This is a genomic window from Serratia sp. MYb239, assembly GCF_002966855.1.
Classification (GTDB): Bacteria; Pseudomonadota; Gammaproteobacteria; order Enterobacterales; family Enterobacteriaceae; genus Serratia_B; species Serratia_B rhizosphaerae.
The window spans coordinates 1,196,817-1,216,777 of sequence record NZ_CP023268.1; the positions used below are offsets into that span (position 1 = coordinate 1,196,817).

Consider the following 19,961-nt stretch of genomic DNA (forward strand, 5'->3'; position numbering starts at 1 on the left):
TTATAAATCGAAGTCTGCGCCGTCCATTTCCGGCATGCTTTCCAGCGGCAGCAGAAACTTGAAGCTGGCGCCGCCGTGGTTGCCGTTATCCGCCCAAATACGCCCGCCGTGCAGCTCGATAATGGCGCGACAGATCGCCAGCCCCAGACCGACGCCGGGAATGGCGGATTCTTTATCGCCGCGAGAGAATTTGTCGAAGATATGCTGCCTTTGCTCGGCGGGAATACCGGGGCCGTTATCCCAGATTTCCACCTCCAGCCACTCCGGCAAAGTGCGGGCGCGAATACCGATAATAGCATCCTGTCCGGCATATTTATCGGCATTTTCCAACAGGTTGGTGAATACACGCTCCAATAAACTACCATCGCAGTTGATCAGCACCATTTCATCGGGCAGCTCCACCTTGACCTCATGCTGGTTGAAGATCGGCTCCAGCATATGCAGCGACGCGCCGACGATCTCCTCCAGCGACTGCCACTCTTTGCGCAGGATAAAACCGCCGGACTGAATGCGCGCCATATCCAGCAGATTATTCACCAGCCGGGTTGTGCTCAACACCTGCTGGCGGATCTGGCTGGCCTGCGGGGCGTGCCGGGATCCTTCTGTCGCCAGGTCCAGCGTAAGAATTTCCGCCTGGCCGAACAGCACCGTCAGCGGCGTGCGCAGATCGTGCGACAGCGCTGCCAGCAGCGAGTTGCGCAGCTGCTCGCGTTCGGTATCCAGCCGCGCTTGCGCGGCGCTGCGCGCCAGTTGCTGACGCTCCAGCGCGCTGGCGATCAGCACGCTGAAGGTTTGCAGCAGCCGCTGCTGTTCCGGCACCATCAGCTGGCGCAGATTGTTCGGCTCGATCGCCAGCAGGCCGAAGGTGTGCTGCGAGGTTTTCAGCGGCAGCAGTTGGTAAGGCACGCCGGGCAGCGTATCGGTGCCCGCGCCGGCGGGCTGCCCTTTGTCATAGCTCCAGCGGGCGATGGCCTCATCCACCGACAGCAGACCGCCGTCCTGGCCGACCATTTGCCGCAGCTGGCCGTCTTCCTGCGGCAGCATCAGCACGGTTTTGGCGTGAAAACTGCTGGAAAGGAAGTGACGGCTGGTGCTGGCGACGTCTTCGGCGGTCAGCGCCTGGCTCAGGCCGTGCGACATTTCATACAGGTGTCGCGCCCGCTGTTCGCGGTAGCGCGCCACGCGCGCCTGATAACGCACGCCGGCGGTGAGGTTACCGATGGTGATACCGACGGTCAGCATCACCGCGAAGGTCAGCAGATACTGTACATCGCTGACGGCAAATGACCAGTGCGGCTGGACAAAGAACAGATCGAAACTGGCGACGTTAATCACCGCCGCCAGCACCGATGGCCAGCGGCCGAAAAACAGCGCGACAATCACCACGCCGAGCAGATACACCATCACCAGGTTGGCCTGATCGAATCCCGGCAGCAGCCATTGGGAGAGCAGGGTGATCAGCGCGCACAGCGCGAACGCCACCGCGCAGCCGCGTAGCTGCATGCGCCACTTATCGCTGAAGCTGCGGTTATCGGGTTCTTTCAGCACGCTCGGCGGGCGCTCATCCTCCAGCGCCACGATCACCAGATCGAGGTCTGGCCCTAACTGGCCGAGACGGTCGGCGAAACTGCTGCGGAACTTCCAGCGCTGTTCACCGCGCCGGCCGATAATAATTTTACCCAGATTATGTTCACGGGCGTAACGCAGCACCGCGCGCTCTTCCGACGGTGCGGCCAGCGTGGCGGTCTGTGCGCCCAGTTCCTGCGCCAGACGCAGCGCGCGCAGAATGGCGCGCCGACGGCTTTCCGGCAGCCGGTGCAGCTTGGGGGTTTCCACATAGACCGCGTGCCAGTGGCAGCCGAGCCGCGCCGCCAGACGGGCGGCAATGCGCACCAGTTTTTCGCTGCCGCTGTTGTGGCCGACGCACAGCAAAATGCTGTCGCGGGTGTGCCAGACCTTCTCCTGCCCCTGGGTATCGCGGAAGGCGCGCATCTGGTCGTCCACCCGGTCGGCGGTGCGGCGCAGCGCCAGCTCGCGCAGGGCGATCAGGTTGCCTTTGCGGAAGAAGTGCTCAATGGCGCGCTCGGCGTGGCCGGGCAGGTAGACCTTGCCCTCATTCAGCCGCCGCTGCAGGTCGTCTGGCGGCAGGTCGACCAGCACCACTTCGGTGGCCTGATCGAAGACGTGGTCGGGCACGGTTTCGCGCACCCGCACGCCGGTAATGCCGCCGACTACGTCGTTCAGGCTTTCCAGGTGCTGTACGTTGACGGTGGTCAGTACGTCGATGCCGGCATCCAGCAGCTCCTCCACATCCTGCCAGCGTTTGGGGTGACGCGAGCCGTGGGCGTTGCTGTGGGCCAGTTCATCCATCAGGATCAGCGCCGGATGGCGCGCCAGCGCGGCATCCAGATCGAACTCACGCACCACGCGGCCGCGGTGCTGAATCCGTTTTTGCGGCAGCACGCTCAGCCCGTCCAGCAGCGCGGCGGTCTCATTGCGGCCGTGGGTCTCCACCACCCCGATCAGAACGTCAAGGCCCAGAGCGCGTTGCCTCTGGGCTTCTTGCAGCATGGCGTAGGTTTTACCGACGCCGGCGCAGGCGCCGAAAAATACTTTCAGACGGCCGCGAGGTTTTTCGTTGGCGACCGCCAGCAGGCTGTCCGGATCGGGGCGCTGCTGTTCATCATCAACCATGAAAACTCCTTGTCTGGCAACGCAAAATGGGTTCGCCGCGGCGAACCCGTACAGAAAGGGACATGCCTGTCGCGTTTATTACAGCGCGTCCAGCGCCATATTCAACTGCAGCACGTTGACCGTGGTCGTGCCGAGAAAGCCCGGCGCGGGTCGTTCGCTGTGTTCGGCGATTAACCGCGCCACCCGGGCCGGCGGCAGATGGCGGGCGGCGGCGACGCGGGCCAGCTGGTACTGCGCGGCGGCGACGGAGATCTGCGGGTCGAGGCCGCTGCCGGAGGCGGTCAGCAGGTCGACCGGGATCGGGCCGCGCATGGTCGGGTTGGCCTGACGCAGCAGGGCGGCCCGCTCGGCGAAGGCGTTATCCAGCGCCGGGTTTGACGCCGCCAGATTGCTGCCGCCTGACGCTTCGGCATTATAGGCCGAATCGGCGGTGGCGGAAGGGCGGCCCCAGAAATAGCGCGGCTGGGTAAAATTCTGGCCGATCAGCGCCGAACCGGCCAGTTTGTCGCCATGGTACAGCAGCGAGCCGTTGGCCTGCTGGGAAAATAGCAGCTGCGCCAGGCCGGTGGTCAGCAGCGGATAGGCGATACCGGTGAGCAGCGTCAGCAAAATCAGCATCACCAGCGCAGGACGTAAATAAGACATGGTGTTTCTCCTTAACGGTTAACCGGCGATATGCAGCAGCGTCAGCAGCAGGTCAATCAGCTTAATGCCGACGAACGGCACCAGCAGGCCGCCCAGCCCGTACAGCCACAGGTTGCGGCGCAGCAGCGCCGCCGCGCTCATGGCTTTGTAGCTGACGCCTTTAAGCGCCAGCGGGATCAGGAACACAATCACCAGCGCGTTGAAAATCACCGCCGACATAATGGCCGACGACGGCGAATGCAGATGCATAATATTCAGCGCGTTCAGCTGCGGGTAAGTGGCGGCAAAGGCGGCCGGAATAATGGCGAAATATTTCGCCACGTCGTTGGCGATGCTGAAGGTGGTCAGAGAGCCGCGCGTCATCAGCATCTGTTTGCCGATATGCACCACCTCAATCAGCTTGGTCGGGTTGGAGTCCAGATCGACCATATTACCGGCCTCTTTCGCCGCCTGAGTGCCGGAGTTCATTGCCACCGCCACGTCGGCCTGCGCCAGCGCTGGCGCATCGTTGGTGCCGTCGCCGGTCATCGCCACCAGCCGGCCTTCCGCCTGATACTGGCGGATCAGCGCCAGTTTGGCTTCCGGCGTTGCTTCGGCCAGGAAATCGTCCACCCCAGCCTCGGCGGCGATGGCGGCGGCGGTCAGCCGGTTGTCGCCGGTGATCATCACCGTTTTGATCCCCATGCGACGCAGTTCGGCAAAGCGTTCTTTGATGCCGCCTTTGACGATGTCCTTCAGCGCCACCACGCCCAGCACCCGCGCGTCTTCCGCCACCACCAGCGGCGTGCCGCCGGTGTGCGCCACGCCTTCCACCAGCGCGTCGATCTCCGGCGGGAAATGGCCGTTGTTGGATTCCACGTGGCGGCGGATGGCGTCTACCGCGCCTTTGCGGATAACCCGCTGCTGTACATTGACGCCGCTCATGCGGGTCTGCGCCGAGAAGGGCACAAAGGTGGCATTGAGCGTCTGTAAATCACGTTCGCGCAGGTTGAAGCGCTGTTTTGCCAGCACCACGATGCTGCGGCCTTCCGGCGTTTCATCCGCCAGCGATGACAGCTGCGCGGCGTCCGCCAGTTGTTGCTCTTCGATGCCGGGAGCGGGCAGAAACTCGGAGGCCTGACGGTTGCCGAGGGTGATGGTGCCGGTTTTGTCCAGCAGCAGCACGTCCACGTCGCCGGCGGCCTCCACCGCCCGGCCGCTGGTGGCGATCACATTGGCGCCGAGCATGCGGCTCATGCCCGCCACGCCAATCGCCGACAGCAAACCGCCGATGGTGGTGGGGATCAGGCAGACCAGCAGCGCCACCAGCACGGTGATGGTGACCACCGCGCCGCTGCCGGCGGCGGTGACGCTGTAGTGTGAGAACGGCAGCAGGGTAGCGGTTGCCAGCACGAAGACGATGGTCAGCGCTACCAGCAAAATGGTCAGCGCCACCTCATTCGGCGTTTTCCGTCGTTTGGCGCCTTCGACCATGGCGATCATCCGGTCGAGGAAGGTTTCCCCCGGGTTGACGCTGCACTGGACGATCAGCCAGTCGGACAGCACGCGGGTGCCGCCGGTGACCGAGGAGAAGTCGCCGCCGGATTCGCGGATCACCGGCGCGGATTCGCCGGTGATGGCGCTTTCATCCACCGATGCGCCGCCTTCCAGCACTTCGCCGTCGCAGGGGATGGTGTCGCCGGCCTCCACCAGCACCACATCGCCTTTACGCAGGCTCTGCGCCGCAACTTTTTCCTGAGCCGCCTCGCGCTGCGGCTGCGCCAGTTTCTTGGCCCAGCTGGTTTTTTTGCTGCCTTTCAGGCTTTCCGCCTGCGCTTTGCTGCGGCCTTCCGCCAGCGCTTCGGCGAAGTTGGCGAACAGCACGGTAAACCACAGCCACAGCGCCACGCTGCCGGTAAAGGCGGCATCGCCGCTGCTATAGCCGGCCAGCATGCCCAGCCAGATCAGGGTGGTGAGCAGGCTGCCGAGGTATACCACGAACATCACCGGGTTACGCCATTGGGTGCGCGGGTTCAGCTTTTTCACGGCGTCCAGCAGCGCGTTACGCACCAGCGCCGGTTCAAATAGCGCGCGTTGTTTGCGAGTCATAACTATTTCTCTCTAAGAAGCCGTTAATGGGCCAGCCAAATGTGTAAATGCTCGGCCACCGGGCCCAGCGCCAGCGCAGGGATAAAGGTCAGGGCGCCGACCAGCAGCACGGTGCCGATCAGCAAGCCGACAAACAGCGGCCCGTAGGTTGGCAGAGTGCCGTTCCCCGCCGGCTGACGTTTTTTGGCGCACAGTGAACCGGCTATCGCCAGCACCGGCAGAATCACGCCGAAGCGGCCGACCAGCATGGCGAAGGCCAGCAGCAGGTTATAGAACGGGGTGTTGACGCTCAGCCCGGCGAAGGCGCTGCCGTTGTTATTGGCCGCAGAGGAGAAGGCGTACAGCACTTCGCTCAGCCCGTGGGCGCCGGGGTTGAGAATGCCGCTGCGCCCGGCAGCGGTCGCCAGCGCCAGTGCGCTGCCCAACAGCACCAGCGTCGGCGTCACCAGAATCGCCAGCGCGGTCATTTTCATCTCATAGACGTCGATCTTTTTCCCCAGGTACTCCGGCGTGCGACCGATCATCAGGCCGGCGATAAACACCGTCAGCAGGACGAACAGCAGCATGCCGTACAGCCCGGAGCCCACGCCGCCGAACACCACTTCACCGATTTGCATCAGCCACATCGGCACCATGCCGCCCAGCGCGGTAAAGGAATCATGCATGGCGTTGACCGCACCGCAGGAGGCGGCGGTGGTGACTACCGAGAACAGGCTGCTGGCGAGGATGCCAAAGCGCGACTCTTTGCCTTCCATATTGATAATGCTGTCGGCGCCGGCGGCGCTCAGGTGCGGATTGCCTGCCAGTTCGGCGTACATCACCACCACCACCGCAACGACGAAAATCAGCGACATCGCCCATAGCAGCGTATGGCCCTGACGGTTTTCACCGACGGCCTGGCCGAAGGCGAAGCACAGCGCGCTGGGGATCAGGAAGATCGCCAGCATCTGCACCATATTGCTCAGCGCGGTGGGGTTTTCGAACGGGTGCGCCGAGTTGGCGCCAAAGAAACCGCCGCCGTTGGTGCCGAGCATTTTGATCGCTTCCTGAGACGCCACCGGCCCCATCGGCAACACCTGCTGACCACCTTCCAGCGTGGTCAGATGCAGATAGGGCGACAGGTTCTGCAGCACGCCCTGGCTGACAAAAAACAGCGCGATGAGCAGCGAAAGCGGCAGCAGCACGTACAGCGTAATACGCCAGATATCCAGCCAGGCGTTGCCGATGGTGGCGCTGGAACGGCGGCTGAACGCGCGGATCAGCGCAAACGCGACGGCGATGCCGCTGGCGGCGGACAGAAAGTTCTGTACCGTCAGGCCAGCCATCTGGCTGAGATAGCTCAGGGTGTTTTCACCGCTGTAGGCCTGCCAGTTGGTATTGGTGACGAAGCTGACGGCGGTGTTCAGCGCCAGATGCCAGGACATCCCCGGGAAGCCCTGCGGGTTGAGCGGCAGCGCGCCTTGCCCCATCAGCAGCGTCATCAGCAGGATGATGCCGAGCAGGTTGAAGAGCAGAATCGCCAGCGCATACTGGCGCCAGTTCATCTCCTCCCCGCGGCTACCGCTGCAGACGCGGATAAACTGTTCGCTGTGACGCAGCACGGGCAGCGGCTCGCCTTCAATCAGGCGTGCCAGAAAATAGCCCAGCGGGCGTGACAGAAGCAGCAGAACCAGCAGGAAGCTGGCGATAAACAGAAAGGCTGACGCAGCCATCAGAACTCCTCCGCGTTGAACAGGGCGTAAACCAGATAGCCCAACAGCAGCAGAACCAACAGCGTGCCGGCGATAACGCTGATACTCACGGGACACCTCCACAGGTGACGATTTTTGATAGCGGCAGTGTAGGAAGGCGGATAGAAAGAAGATGAAAAAATCGCGTTGCAGGCTGTAAAAAAAGTATAAAAACGTCTGAATAATCGGCGCTTTTGCGGCATAGGGCGGGTCAGGAGGAGAGCGAGGCATCATCGTTGTGTCAGATAACCATAAGGTAACCAATGTTTAGTTAATAATTAACCATCCTGTAACAAACTTTCAGTATAAAGAGCAATATGCGCTTTTTTCGTGTAATTTAGTGGTCGGATGAGTAGTAAATTTTCATCAGGTGCGCTAAAATTTTGCGCAGTTACCAAATCATCCGTTTATCTGTTTTTACGTCGTCGCTGTGCCTGACGCTATGCAGCCGGCGTGTTTTAAGGAGGTTCGCATGTCTACTTATCAAGCTTATCCATTGCATCGGATTCTCCTGCGCCGCGGCGCAGTGATCCTGGCTGGCGTGCTGGCTCTGCCGGTGATGCTGTTCCGCTCCGATCGCGCGCGTTTTTACAGCTATCTGCACCGCGTCTGGTCAAAAACCAGCGATAAGCCGGTCTGGCTGCAACAGGCGGAGCTGGCGTCCGGCGATTTTTACTAAGCCGCGCTTTTCCCCTGCAACCCTCGCCTTGGCGAGGGTTTTTTTATGTCCGCAGCCGGCAGGCGTCATCGTCTTAACCGCCGAATTCTTCTATACTTTTAGTATTGTTTAACGCAGCGGTAACCGCTCGTTCGGTTGTTGTGCCGTCCGGCGTCGCGCGTAATTGATGGCATCGATAGAAGGATGGTTATGACCACCCATTTGGTCTGGCTGCGCAATGATTTGCGCATCACGGACAACAAGGCATTGCACGCCGCCTGCAGCGATCCGCAGGCGCAGGTGGTGGCGCTGTTTATCACCACGCCGCAACAGTGGCGGCAGCACGAGATGGCGCCGCGGCAGGCGGCTTTTATTTACGCCAACCTGCTGCCGCTACAGTCGCAGCTGGCGCAGCGCGGTATTCCGCTGGTGGTGCATCAGTGCGATGATTTTGCCGACTCGGTGCGCTGGCTTACGGACTATTGCCGCACCACCGGCGTCGATGCGCTGTTTTACAACCGGCAGTATGAACTGAATGAGCGGCGGCGTGACCGGCAGGTTGAAACCGCGCTGGCGGATACGCTGACCTGTCACGCGTTTGATGACGCGCTGTTGCTGCCGCCGGGCAGCGTGCAGACCGGCAACGGTGAGATGTATCAGGTTTATACGCCGTTTCGTAAGGCGTTTTTGCAGCGTCTGTACAGCGCCGATGTACGCTCCCTGCCGGCGCCAGCGGTGCGTGCGAGCGGTGCGATTGCGCCGGCGGCGGCGCCGGTTCCGTTTGTTGATCCTGATGCCGCATGGGATGCGGCGGCATTCCCGCCGGGTGAGGAACACGCCTTGCGCCGGCTGCGCACTTTTTGCCGCGAGCAGGTGCAGGACTACCGACAGCAGCGCGACTTTCCGGCGCTGGACGCCACCAGCGGCCTGTCGCCGTATCTGGCGATAGGCGTGTTATCGCCGCGTCAGTGCGTCAATCGCCTGCGGCTGACCTGTCCTGACCTGCTGGAGCAGCCGGACGGTGGCGCGTTTACCTGGCTGAATGAGTTAATCTGGCGTGAATTTTACCGCCATCTGCTGGTGGCTTATCCAGCCCTGTGCCGCCATCGCCCCTTTATCGGCTGGACGGACGCCGTTCGCTGGAATCCGGACGCCGGGGCGCTACAGGCTTGGCAGCAGGGGCGCACCGGCTACCCGATTGTCGATGCGGCCATGCGGCAACTGAATAACACCGGATGGATGCATAACCGTTTACGGATGATCGTGGCCAGTTTTCTGGTGAAGGATCTGCTGATCGACTGGCGAGCCGGCGAGCGCTATTTTATGCGCCAGCTGCTGGATGGTGATTTCGCCGCCAATAACGGCGGCTGGCAGTGGGCGGCGTCGACCGGTACCGACGCGGCGCCTTATTTTCGCATCTTTAATCCGACGACGCAGGGCGAACGTTTTGATCCGCAAGGCGCTTTTATCCGTAAATGGTTGCCCGAACTGGCGGAAGTACCGGACAATGAACTTCATCATCCCCATCGCTGGGCGGAAAAGCAGGATATTGCGCTGGCGTATCCGCCGCCGATTGTCGATCACCGCGAGGCGCGGTTGACGACGCTGGCGGCGTTTGAGGCGGCGAAACGCGGAGGGGATTAACGGTCACCGCAAGGAGCAAGCTTATGTTGAAGAAAATACTGGCCGTCTGTCTGAGCGGCTATTCGGCGCTGGCGCTGGCCGGGTTTGATGTGGTGGCGCTGGGCGTCGACGGCGGCGTCAGCGACGGCAACCTGACCTCTTATCTTATCCGCAGCGACAGTCAGACGCAGTACGTGGCATTGGACGCCGGCTCGCTGCTGCCCGGCATCGGCAAGGGGTTGGAAAAAGGCAGTTTTCCGCAGGTGACGCCGGAAGCGGCGGCGCCATATACGCCGCAGGGCCATATTTTCCGGCGGCTGATTGGCGCCTATTTTATCAGCCATGCGCATCTGGACCATCTGGCCGGGCTGATTATCGCGTCGCCGGAAGATGGTAAAAAAACGGTGTATGCCTCGAATGACACGGTACTGACGCTGCGCAACCACTATTTCAACTGGAAGAGCTGGCCGAACTTCAGCGACTCCGGCAACGGCCAGCGCCTTGGCACCTACCGGCTGCAGCCGGTGCGTGAACAGCAGCGCTTCACCTTCGGCACCACCGGGCTGAGCGGGGTGATGTATCCGCTCAGCCATGCGGGTTATCACTCTTCGATGGTGCTGCTTGCCGATCGCACGGGCGCTTTCGCCTACTTTGGCGATACCGGGCCGGACGCGCTGGAACAGTCGCGCCAGCTGGACAGCGTCTGGCGGGCGCTGGGGCCGCTGGTCGCCAGTAAAAAGCTGAAGGGCATGATTATTGAAACCTCTTACCCCAATGAGGTGTCAGACAGCAAACTCTATGGCCATCTCACCCCGGCCTGGCTGCTGAAGGAGCTGAAAAATCTGCAAAAATACAGCGGTGGCGACGGTTCGCTGGCGGGACTGCCGATCGTTATCAGCCACATTAAACCGAGCCTGCAGCAGGGCGAAGACCGGCGTGCGATGATTCAGCAACAGCTGGAGCAGGCCAACGATCTGGGTGTTAAATTTATTTTTATGGCGCAGGGCGATCGCCAACAGTTTTAACGTCGCTCCCCATTGTCCGGGACTGCCGGCGTTGGGACCCACGCACTATGTTGAAGAGAGATGAGTATGCATAACCTCGATCTGGAAAGCTTGATAAACAATGTACTTAACAGCGCCGCGTTTCAGGACTATGCGCCAAATGGCCTGCAGGTCGAAGGACGGGAAAACGTACAGCGCGTCGTCACCGGCGTGACCGCCTGCCAGGCATTGCTGGATGCGGCCGTGGAACACCAGGCCGACGCCATTTTGGTGCATCACGGCTATTTCTGGAAGAACGAGGCGCCGGTGGTGCGCGGTATGAAGCGTAACCGGCTGAAGACGCTGCTGGGCAATGATATCAATCTGTACGGCTACCACCTGCCGCTGGATGCGCATCCGCTGCTGGGCAATAACGCCCAGCTGGCGCAGCTGCTGGATATCCGCGTGCTCGGTGAGGTTGAGCCGCTGGTGCCGCATGGCGAATTTGAACAGCCGCTCAGCGGCGCAGAGCTGCAGCAGCGTCTTGAAGCGCGTCTGGGACGCCCGGTTCTGCACTGCGGCGACAATGCGCCGGCGGAAATCCGTCGCGTTGCCTGGTGCACCGGCGGCGGTCAGGGCTTTATCGACAGCGCCGCGCGTTTTGGCGTCGACGCCTTTATCAGCGGTGAAGTCTCCGAACAGACCATTCATAGCGCGCGTGAAATGGGCATTCACTTTTTCGCCGCCGGGCATCACGCCACCGAGCGCGGCGGCGTCAAGGCGCTGGGCGAGTGGCTGGCCGAACATCATGGCCTTGATGTGACCTTTATCGATATCCCGAATCCCGCCTGATTTTCCCCCAGGGTTCAGCATGCTGAACCCTTTTCGTTTTTTATACCTTAAATAATTCGAGTTGCAGGAAGACGGCAAGGGAAGGAAACCCGATGAGCTGACTCAGGTCAGTGATTCGGGTGACTGAGCGCCGCCAACGCACCTGCAATTTGATGTATGACAGCTATATATCCTTATTTTTACAGGGGTTGTTGTGTTGACAGCCGGCCTGCGCTCGCGCATAACTGATACGTTTTGCAAACAATAATAAGGAGAGTAATGGTGCAACGAGCACAATATTACCTATTGGGTGAAAGGGCGATCGTGCTTGAATTGGCACCGCCGGTGACGCTGCCCAGTCAGCAGCGGATCTGGGCGTTGGCAGAAAAATTTGCCCATCACCCACATGTACAGGAAGTGGTGCCGGGTATGAATAACCTGACGCTGTTGCTACAGACGCCACAGGCGGATATCGCCGCGCTGCTGGAGTTGCTGCGGCAGGGTTGGGAGAGCAGTGAAACGCTGGTGCCGCAGGCGCGGGAAGTGGATATTCCGGTGATTTACGGCGGGGAGATGGGGCCGGATCTGGATGAGGTGGCGCGCCATACCGGCATGACGCCGCAGCAGGTGGTGGAGTGCCACGCCGCAGCGGCGTATGTGGTGTATTTCCTCGGTTTTCAGCCGGGTTTTCCTTATCTCGGCGGTATGCCGGAGCAACTGACGGCGCCGCGCCGGGCGGAACCGCGCCTGAGCGTGCCCGCCGGTTCGGTCGGCATCGGCGGCAGCCAGACGGGCATCTACCCGCAGGCTGCGCCGGGCGGCTGGCAGCTGATCGGCCGTACGCCGCTGGCGCTGTTTAATCCGCAGAACACGCCGCCGACGCTGCTGCGTCCGGGAGACAGCGTGCGTTTTGTGCCGCAGCGGGAGGGCGTATGTTAAAAGTATTGCGTGCCGGCATCTATACCACGGTACAGGATCTGGGGCGAAACGGCTTCCGCAGCCTGGGCGTCAGCCAGGGCGGAGCGCTGGATACGCCGGCGCTGAAAATCGCCAACCTGCTGGTGGGCAACCGTGCGGACAGCGCCGGGCTGGAGATTACGCTGGGGCAGTTCAGCGCTGAATTTACGCAGCCTGGCTGGATCGCGCTGACCGGCGCCGGCTGCGACGCGCTGCTGGACGGCAAACCGCTGTGGACCGGCTGGCGTTATCCGGTGAAAAAGGGCCAGCAGCTGGTGCTGCATAAGCCCAGACACGGCATGCGCAGCTATCTGGCGATCGCCGGCGGCATTGCGGTGCCGGAGGTGCTGGGTTCGCGCAGCACCGATCTGAGAACCGGTTTTGGCGGTCTGGCAGGACGAAAACTGCAGGACGGCGACCAATTGCCGCTGGGGGAGAGCGAGAACCTGCCGAGCAAGCCGTTCGGCGTCAAGCAGCTGTTGTTTAATAACCGCATCCGTGCGCTGCCGGGGCCGGAGTATCAGGAGTTCAGCGCAGCAGCACGGGAGGCGTTCTGGCGTACGGCGTGGCAGCTGAGCCCGCAGAGCAACCGCATGGGCTACCGCCTGCAGGGCAGCGCGGAGTTAACGCGCGCCACCGCGCGGGAAATGCTGTCGCACGGCCTGCAGCCGGGCGTGGTGCAGGTGCCGCATAACGGCCAGCCGATCGTCCTGATGGCGGATGCGCAGACCACCGGCGGCTACCCGCGCATTGCCTGTGTGATCGAAGCCGATCTCTATCATTTGGCGCAGATCCGTCTGGGGGAGCCGGTGCACTTTATTCCCTGTTCTCTGGAAGACGCGCAGCGCGCCAAAAAAGAGCAGGATCTGTTTATCCAACAAATTGCCTGGGGGCTACATGCTCGTTGATTTAAATGCCGATCTGGGGGAAGGCTGCGTTAATGACCAGGCGCTGCTGCAACTGGTCAGCTCGGCCAATATCGCCTGCGGTTTCCACGCCGGCGACGCGCAGACCATGCGCCAGTCGGTGCGCTGGGCGCTGCAGTATGGCGTGGCGATTGGCGCGCATCCCAGCTTTCCCGACCGGGAAAACTTTGGCCGCACGCGTATGCAACTGCCGGCGGAAACCGTCTATGCGCAGGTGGTGTATCAGCTGGGGGCGCTGGCCGCGATCGCCCGGACGGAAGGCGGGGCGATGGTGCATGTGAAGCCGCACGGCATGCTGTACAACCAGGCGGCGGTGGAGCCGGCATTGGCGGACGCGATCGCCCGGGCGGTCAAGGATGTCGATCCGGCACTGCGGCTGGTAGGGCTGGCGGGCAGTGAGCTGATCCGCGCCGGGGAGCGCCTGGGGCTGACGACCCGGCAGGAAGTGTTTGCCGATCGCGGCTATCTGGCCGATGGCACGCTGGTGCCGCGCGGGCAAAGCGGGGCGCTGATCGAAGACGAACAGCAGGCGCTGCAACAAACGCTGGAAATGGTGCGCCATCATCGGGTGCGCAGCATTGACGGCAAATGGGCCGCGGTGCAGGCGGAAACTGTCTGTCTGCACGGCGACGGCGAGCATGCGCTGGAGTATGCCCGCAAACTGCGCGCCAGCTTTGCCGAACAGGGCATCAGCGTCAGCGCAGAATAACAATAAAAAACTAACACAACACAACAAACACAGGCCTTCGACCCGCAGCCTTTTGGCTGCGGGCGGAGTGCTGGGCAAGAGGAAATACACAATGGATCAGGTTGTTAATTACTGGCCGCTGATCGGCATTGCCGTGATCGTGGTCGGTTTTATTCTGCGTTTTAATCCGGTGCTGGTGGTGATCGTTGCCGGCCTGGCTACCGGGCTGGCGGCGATGATGCCGCTGACGGAAATACTGGAAAGGATGGGCGAAGGGTTTCTCAACACCCGTAACCTGTCGCTGATCCTGCTGTTGCCGCTGGCGGTGATCGGCACGCTGGAGCGCCACGGGCTGAAAGAGCGGGCGCAGGCCTGGATCGCCAGGATCAAAAGCGCCACCGCCGGCCGACTGCTGATCGTCTACCTGTTTGTGCGTGAAATTACCGCGGCGATGGGGCTGACCAGCCTGGGAGGCCACCCGCAGATGGTGCGTCCGCTGCTGGCACCGATGGCCGAAGGGGCGACGGAAAACCGCTATGGTGAACTGCCGGAGCGCGTGCGCTACCGCCTGCGCGCCATGTCGGCGGCGACCGATAACGTCGGGCTGTTTTTCGGCGAGGATATTTTCGTCGCCTTTGGCGCGATTATTTTTATGCATAACTTTATGCTGGAGTCCGGCGGCATTCAGACCGAACCGCTGCATATCGCGCTGTGGGGCATACCGACGGCGATTTTCGCCTTCCTGATCCATGCCTTCCGTCTGTATCGCATGGACAAGCGGCTCAGTGCCGAACTGGCGCAGCTTAATCAGGCGGCGCTGCAGGCCAAAGGAGAGGCGCAATGAACTTCCAACTGCAATATCTCTACTGGCTGGCCGGGATTATCCTGCTGATTGTCGCCGTGATGTCGCTGCGCGACCGCGCCAACCCGCGTCGTTTTACCACCGGCTTATTCTGGGGACTGTATGGCCTGGTGTTTATGGTCGGCGACTGGACCTATGATTTGTTCGGCGCCGGCGAAGAAGCCCGGCGACTGCTGCATATCGTCATCGGCGCGCTGGTGGTGCTGATGGCGCTGATTGCCGGCCTCGGCGGGGTGCGTCTGGGCAGTTACCATCAGCGCACGCAGCAGCAGCGCGAAGAGAGCGCCAAACGCCTCGGCAACCGGCTGTTTGTACCGGCGCTGGCGATCCCGGTAGTGACGGTGATCGGGGTGCTGCTGTTCAACAATATTCCGGCGCTGCAAAGCGCGGTGTTTGGTCCCGGCAACCACTCAACACTGATTACGCTGTTCTCGATGGCGGTGGGGGTGATCCTCGGCGGCGTTATTGCGGTGAAAATGACCCATGAACGCGTGGCGCAGCCGCTGCAGGAAGCGCGCCGGCTGCTGGATTCCATCGGCTGTGCGTTTATTTTGCCGCAGATCCTCGCCATGCTGGGGCTGCTGTTTACCAGCGCCGGGGTAGGTACGGCGGTGGCGCACCTGACGCAGGAATACCTGGCGGTGGATAACCGTTTTATCGCCGTGGCGGTTTACGCGGTCGGTATGGCGCTGCTGACCATGGTGATGGGCAACGCGTTCGCGGCGTTCCCGATTATCACCGCCGGCGTCGGCATTCCGATTCTGGTGTTGCAGCACGGCGGCAATCCGGCGGTGATGGCGGCCATCGGGATGTTTTCCGGCTACTGCGGCACGCTGATGACACCGATGGCGGCCAACTTTAATATCGTACCGGCGGCGCTGCTGGAGCTGCCGGACAGAAATGCGGTGATTAAGGTGCAGGTGCCGACCGGCGTCCTGTTGCTGACGGTGAACGTATTTCTGCTCTATTTCCTGATGTTCCTGTAGGAGAACGCATGCAACATACAGTATTGATTACCGGTTTCGAGCCGTTTGACGGTGAGCATGTCAATCCTTCCTGGGAAGTGGTGAAGCAGCTTAATGATATGGAGCTGGGCGGCGTGCGCGTGGTGGCGCGCCAGCTGCCGTGCGTATTCGGCGAAGCGTTGGACGTGCTGAATGCGGCGATTGATGAACTGGCGCCGCAGATGGTGTTGGCGGTCGGCCAGGCCGGCGGACGCTGCGATATTTCGCTGGAGCGGGTGGCGATCAATATCAATGATGCGCGCATCCCGGATAATCAGGGGCAGCAGCCGATCGATGAACCGATCGTCGCCGACGGGCCGGCGGCCTATTTCAGCACGCTGCCGATCAAGGCGGTGGTCGACAGCATGCGCGAGGCCGGCATTCCGGCCTCGGTGTCGCAAACCGCCGGCACCTATGTGTGCAACCATGTGATGTACGGCCTGCTGCACCGGCTGCGCGGCCAGCCGGCGATCAAGGGCGGGTTTATTCATATTCCCTACCTGCCGGAACAGGCGGCGGCGCATCCGGGCCAGCCGAGCATGGCGGCCGGCACCGTGCTGTTTGCGCTGGAGCTGGCGATCTCCGTCGCCCTGCAGGTGGAGCACGATCTGAAAGTGTCGGGCGGCGCCACGCACTAAGTGCAGTGATAGCATCAGGGCGTCCTCAGCGGCGCCCGTTACCGTAAACCAAGGAGCAGTGTATGCCAGAAGGACCGGAAATACGTCGGGCGGCGGACACGCTGGCGGCGGCGATTCTCAATCAGCCGTTGCGTGATGTCTGGTTCGCCTTCCCCCCAGTTGCAGCACTATCAGGCCGAGCTGATCGGCGAGCGGGTGACCGCTATTGAGACGCGCGGCAAGGCGTTGCTGACCCATTTTTCCAACGGACTGACGATGTACAGCCATAACCAGCTGTACGGCGTGTGGAAAGTGGCGGCGGCGGGGGAAACGCCGGCCACCAAACGTGATTTACGCGTGCGGTTGGAGACGGCGCAGCAGGCGATTTTGCTGTACAGCGCCTCGGACATCACCCTGGGGCCGCGCGGCGAGATTGAGCAGCATCCCTTTTTACAGCGTATCGGGCCTGACGTGCTGGATGAACGACTGACGGCGCAGCAGGTGGCGGAACGGTTGCTGTCGCCGCCGTTCCGCCGGCGTCAGCTGGGGGGCATGCTGCTGGATCAGGCCTTTCTGGCCGGGCTGGGCAACTATCTGCGGGCGGAAATTCTCTGGCAGGCGCAGCTGGCGCCGCAGCACCGGCCGCAGGATTTGACGCCTGAGGCGCTGCAGCGGTTGGCACAGGCGCTGCTGGCGGTTCCGCGTCTCTCTTACCACACGCGCGGACAGGTGAATGACGATCGTCACCACGGCGCGTTGTTCAGTTTTAAGGTGTTCCACCGCAGCGGCGAGCCGTGCCCGCGCTGCGGCGCGATGATTGAAAAAACGATGCTGTCATCGCGGCCGTTTTATTTCTGTCCGGTCTGCCAGCGTTAGCGCAGCGCAAAAAAAAGCGCCGCCCGAAAGGGCGGCGCCGTGCTGCTTTATGTAGGGTAAAGCGGCATTATTTCAGCTGGGATTTGAAATCACGCTCGGCGTAGCCGGTGTACAGCTGGCGCGGACGGGCGATTTTGATGCCCTCGTCGTGCATTTCGTTCCAGTGTGCGATCCAGCCGATAGTACGCGCGATGGCGAAGATAACGGTGAACATGGAAGACGGAATGCCCATTGCCTTCAGGATGATGCCGGAGTAGAAATCGACGTTCGGGTAGAGTTTCTTCTCGATAAAGTACGGGTCGTTCAACGCGATGTGTTCCAGCTCCATCGCTACCTGCAGCAGGTTATCGTCTTTCTTGTTCAGCTCTTTCAGTACTTCGTGGCAGGTTTCACGCATTACGGTGGCGCGCGGATCGTAGTTCTTGTACACGCGGTGGCCGAAGCCCATCAGGCGGAAGGAGTCGTTTTTGTCCTTGGCGCGTTTGATGAATTCCGGAATGTGCTCAACGGTGCTGATCTCTTCCAGCATTTTCAGCGCGGCTTCGTTGGCGCCGCCGTGCGCAGGCCCCCACAGGGAGGCGATACCGGCCGCGATGCAGGCGAACGGGTTAGCGCCGGAGGAGCCGGCGGTACGCACGGTAGAGGTGGAGGCGTTCTGCTCGTGGTCGGCGTGCAGGATCAGGATGCGATCCATTGCGCGTTCCAGTACCGGGTTCACCACGTACTCTTCACACGGCGTGGCAAACATCATATGCAGGAAGTTGCCGGCATAGGACAGGTCGTTGCGTGGGTAAACGAACGGCTGACCCAGGGAGTATTTGTAACACATTGCCGCCACGGTCGGCATTTTGGACAGCAGACGGTAGGCGGTGATTTCACGGTGACGCTCGTTGTTGACGTCCAGCGCATCGTGGTAGAAGGCCGCCAGCGCGCCGGTCACGCCGCACAGCACCGCCATCGGGTGTGAGTCGCGACGGAAGCCACGGAACAGATGGGTGATCTGGTCGTGGATCATGGTGTGGCGGGTAACGGTGGTTTTGAAGGTTTCAAACTCTTCCGGCGTCGGCGTTTCGCCGTACAGCAGGATGTAACACACTTCCAGATAAGAGGATTCTTTCGCCAGCTGCTCGATAGGGAAGCCGCGGTGCAGCAACACGCCTTTGTCGCCATCGATAAACGTGATTTTGGATTCGCAGGAAGCCGTGGAGGTGAAGCCGGGATCGAATGTGAAATAACCTTTGGAACCGAGGGTGCGAACATCAAGGACATCAGGGCCCAGGGTTGGGCTTAGTACGCCGAGCTCAATGGGAGCGTCACCGTTTGGTACGGTTAGCGTCGCTTTCTTATCAGTCATTTACTGTCTCCTTAGCGCCTTATTTTAATAATCACTAACAACCGAAATACCTTAATTCTCCGCACGTTGCCCGCAAAAATGGTATGCGGGCACAAACTCTGTGAGCAACTACGCAATAATGCGGTTAGGGTACAGAGCGCTGACCCCGGCGCGTCCATTTTGCGGCATAATAGGCGGCGAAACGGAAATCACTGGGTTGACCAGGCGAACGAGACGGGTGGTCGGTTGTTAACGATTTATTGAATTCGTTATTTTCTGTTGATCATTACCTACGACGTGTTCGGGGTTTTTTAACCGAATACACTGTTGCATAACTTCTACGTGGGGGGAAGTGTATCCGGCGACCTATAGCGCATCATAGGGCCTTTTGTGCCCCTATATGTAATGGAAATGTTGATCTCTTGTCAAATCAGATAATTAATTTTGTACTAAATGTGAAGTTTGTGATCTAAATCACTGTTCGGGGGAAATGTCCCCAAAGGGATTGTATGGGAATTGTAATCAGAATGTGATCCTCCTATACTGCCGCCAGGTCTCCGGATTACCCTGAAGTAGGAGCACCCAGCGTTATAACAATGCGCCGTTTAAGCACAGAGGATGTCGATGTTTGAGCGCGTGACGTGTAAGGGTTTTGGCTCTTAACGCTGTCTGATCCCCACCCAGGCCCGGAGGAAGGAAAATAATAAGAGCTGTGTGGGCAAAACCGTGAAAAAACAAAGACCTGTCAACCTGGATCTGCAAACGATCCGGTTTCCCGTAACTGCGATAGCGTCCATCTTACACCGAGTCTCTGGCGTAATTACCTTCGTTGCCGTGGGTATTCTCCTCTGGCTGCTGGGCACGTCTCTCTCTTCCCAAGAGGGATTCCTGCAGGCTGCCGCCATCATGAATAGCTTCTTCGTCAAGTTCATATTTTGGGGAATCCTCACTGCGCTGGCCTATCACATTTGCGGTGGCGTTCGTCACTTGTTAATGGATTTTGGCTATATCGAAGAGAGTTTAGCGGCTGGTCAGCGTTCTGCCCAGGTGGCATTCGTTCTGACCGTTGTGCTGTCAATTCTGGCTGGAGTCCTCGTATGGTAAACAATGCTTCCGCATTAGGGCGCAGCGGCGTACACGACTGGTTGTTACTGCGTGCTTCCGCTATCGTCATCACCCTGTATGTCCTCTATATCCTGGGCTTTGTCGTCACGGCTCCGGACATCACCTATGAAATCTGGCGTGGTTTCTTCGCCACCTCTATTACGAAAGTCTTCACCGTGTTGACCTTGCTGTCGATTCTGGCGCATGCCTGGATCGGTCTGTGGCAGGTGCTGACGGATTATATCAAGCCGTTGGCGTTACGCCTGGTGCTGCAACTGGCGGTGGTCGTCGTGTTGCTGGTCTATTTACTGTACGGAACAATCGTAGTGTGGGGTGCGTAAA

18 protein-coding genes and 1 pseudogene are annotated in these 19,961 nt (G+C 60.7%); 13 read left to right on the forward strand and 6 right to left on the reverse strand.

The genetic code is table 11. The features are described 5' to 3' along the window. The 5 genes from kdpD to CLM71_RS05715 form a co-directional block, all read right to left on the reverse strand. Nucleotides 1–2,694, reverse strand: a complete 2,694-nt coding sequence (kdpD, locus tag CLM71_RS05695) for a two-component system sensor histidine kinase KdpD (protein ID WP_105230139.1) — start codon at nt 2,692–2,694, stop codon at nt 1–3. Nucleotides 2,695–2,772: 78 nt separating this feature from the next. Continuing rightward, nucleotides 2,773–3,339, reverse strand: a complete 567-nt coding sequence (kdpC, locus tag CLM71_RS05700; RefSeq protein WP_105230140.1) for a potassium-transporting ATPase subunit KdpC — start codon at nt 3,337–3,339, stop codon at nt 2,773–2,775. Nucleotides 3,340–3,357: 18 nt separating this feature from the next. Continuing rightward, a complete protein-coding gene (gene kdpB, locus CLM71_RS05705) occupies nt 3,358–5,427 on the reverse strand; it encodes a potassium-transporting ATPase subunit KdpB (protein WP_105230141.1) in 2,070 nt (689 codons plus the stop codon). Between the two features lie 23 nt (nt 5,428–5,450). Next, complete coding sequence (gene kdpA, locus CLM71_RS05710; protein ID WP_105230142.1) at nt 5,451–7,139, reverse strand: potassium-transporting ATPase subunit KdpA; 1,689 nt, start codon at nt 7,137–7,139, stop codon at nt 5,451–5,453. Further along, nucleotides 7,139–7,228 (reverse strand): K(+)-transporting ATPase subunit F, encoded by a 90-nt coding sequence (locus tag CLM71_RS05715; RefSeq protein WP_105230143.1) that lies wholly within the window; start codon nt 7,226–7,228, stop codon nt 7,139–7,141. The genes kdpA and CLM71_RS05715 overlap by 1 nt, the downstream gene beginning before the upstream one ends. 401 nt (nt 7,229–7,629) lie before the next feature. Here CLM71_RS05715 and CLM71_RS05720 point away from each other — a divergent pair, with 401 nt between their 5' ends. From CLM71_RS05720 to nei, 11 genes and pseudogenes are all read left to right on the forward strand, one after another. Then, entirely contained in the window at nt 7,630–7,836 is a 207-nt protein-coding gene (locus CLM71_RS05720; protein ID WP_054305327.1) for a YbfA family protein, read from the forward strand. 189 nt (nt 7,837–8,025) lie between these two features. Next, nucleotides 8,026–9,459: a deoxyribodipyrimidine photo-lyase gene (gene phrB / locus CLM71_RS05725; RefSeq protein ID WP_105230144.1), complete on the forward strand. Its 1,434-nt coding sequence runs from the start codon at nt 8,026–8,028 to the stop codon at nt 9,457–9,459. A gap of 23 nt (nt 9,460–9,482) precedes the next feature. Beyond that, complete coding sequence (locus CLM71_RS05730) at nt 9,483–10,463, forward strand: MBL fold metallo-hydrolase (protein WP_105230145.1); 981 nt, start codon at nt 9,483–9,485, stop codon at nt 10,461–10,463. Between the two features lie 66 nt (nt 10,464–10,529). Then, nucleotides 10,530–11,273, forward strand: coding sequence for a type 2 GTP cyclohydrolase I (locus CLM71_RS05735; RefSeq protein WP_105233228.1), 744 nt, complete (start codon nt 10,530–10,532; stop codon nt 11,271–11,273). Between the two features lie 261 nt (nt 11,274–11,534). Beyond that, nucleotides 11,535–12,191 (forward strand): 5-oxoprolinase subunit PxpB, encoded by a 657-nt coding sequence (gene pxpB / locus CLM71_RS05740; RefSeq protein WP_172606348.1) that lies wholly within the window; start codon nt 11,535–11,537, stop codon nt 12,189–12,191. After that, nucleotides 12,185–13,117, forward strand: coding sequence for a 5-oxoprolinase subunit PxpC (gene pxpC, locus CLM71_RS05745; RefSeq protein WP_105230147.1), 933 nt, complete (start codon nt 12,185–12,187; stop codon nt 13,115–13,117). The genes pxpB and pxpC overlap by 7 nt, the downstream gene beginning before the upstream one ends. Then, nucleotides 13,107–13,844 (forward strand): 5-oxoprolinase subunit PxpA, encoded by a 738-nt coding sequence (gene pxpA / locus CLM71_RS05750; RefSeq protein WP_105230148.1) that lies wholly within the window; start codon nt 13,107–13,109, stop codon nt 13,842–13,844. Before pxpC ends, pxpA begins: the two co-directional genes overlap by 11 nt. A 91-nt stretch (nt 13,845–13,935) precedes the next feature. Continuing rightward, nucleotides 13,936–14,667, forward strand: coding sequence for a DUF969 domain-containing protein (locus CLM71_RS05755; protein WP_105230149.1), 732 nt, complete (start codon nt 13,936–13,938; stop codon nt 14,665–14,667). Beyond that, nucleotides 14,664–15,671 (forward strand): DUF979 domain-containing protein, encoded by a 1,008-nt coding sequence (locus tag CLM71_RS05760; RefSeq protein ID WP_105230150.1) that lies wholly within the window; start codon nt 14,664–14,666, stop codon nt 15,669–15,671. The genes CLM71_RS05755 and CLM71_RS05760 overlap by 4 nt, the downstream gene beginning before the upstream one ends. An 8-nt stretch (nt 15,672–15,679) precedes the next feature. Next, a complete protein-coding gene (pcp, locus tag CLM71_RS05765; RefSeq protein WP_105230151.1) occupies nt 15,680–16,327 on the forward strand; it encodes a pyroglutamyl-peptidase I in 648 nt (215 codons plus the stop codon). A gap of 62 nt (nt 16,328–16,389) precedes the next feature. Continuing rightward, nucleotides 16,390–17,182: pseudogene (gene nei / locus CLM71_RS05770) on the forward strand (endonuclease VIII). Between the two features lie 67 nt (nt 17,183–17,249). Here nei and CLM71_RS05775 read toward each other — a convergent pair. Then, nucleotides 17,250–18,536: a citrate synthase gene (locus CLM71_RS05775; RefSeq protein WP_105230152.1), complete on the reverse strand. Its 1,287-nt coding sequence runs from the start codon at nt 18,534–18,536 to the stop codon at nt 17,250–17,252. Between the two features lie 693 nt (nt 18,537–19,229). On the opposite strand from CLM71_RS05775, the gene sdhC reads away from it, so the two are divergent. Both sdhC and sdhD read left to right on the forward strand, forming a co-directional pair. Further along, nucleotides 19,230–19,619: a succinate dehydrogenase cytochrome b556 subunit gene (gene sdhC, locus CLM71_RS05780; RefSeq protein WP_015671352.1), complete on the forward strand. Its 390-nt coding sequence runs from the start codon at nt 19,230–19,232 to the stop codon at nt 19,617–19,619. After that, nucleotides 19,613–19,960: a succinate dehydrogenase membrane anchor subunit gene (sdhD, locus tag CLM71_RS05785; RefSeq protein ID WP_105230153.1), complete on the forward strand. Its 348-nt coding sequence runs from the start codon at nt 19,613–19,615 to the stop codon at nt 19,958–19,960. Before sdhC ends, sdhD begins: the two co-directional genes overlap by 7 nt. Nucleotide 19,961 lies beyond the last annotated feature (1 nt).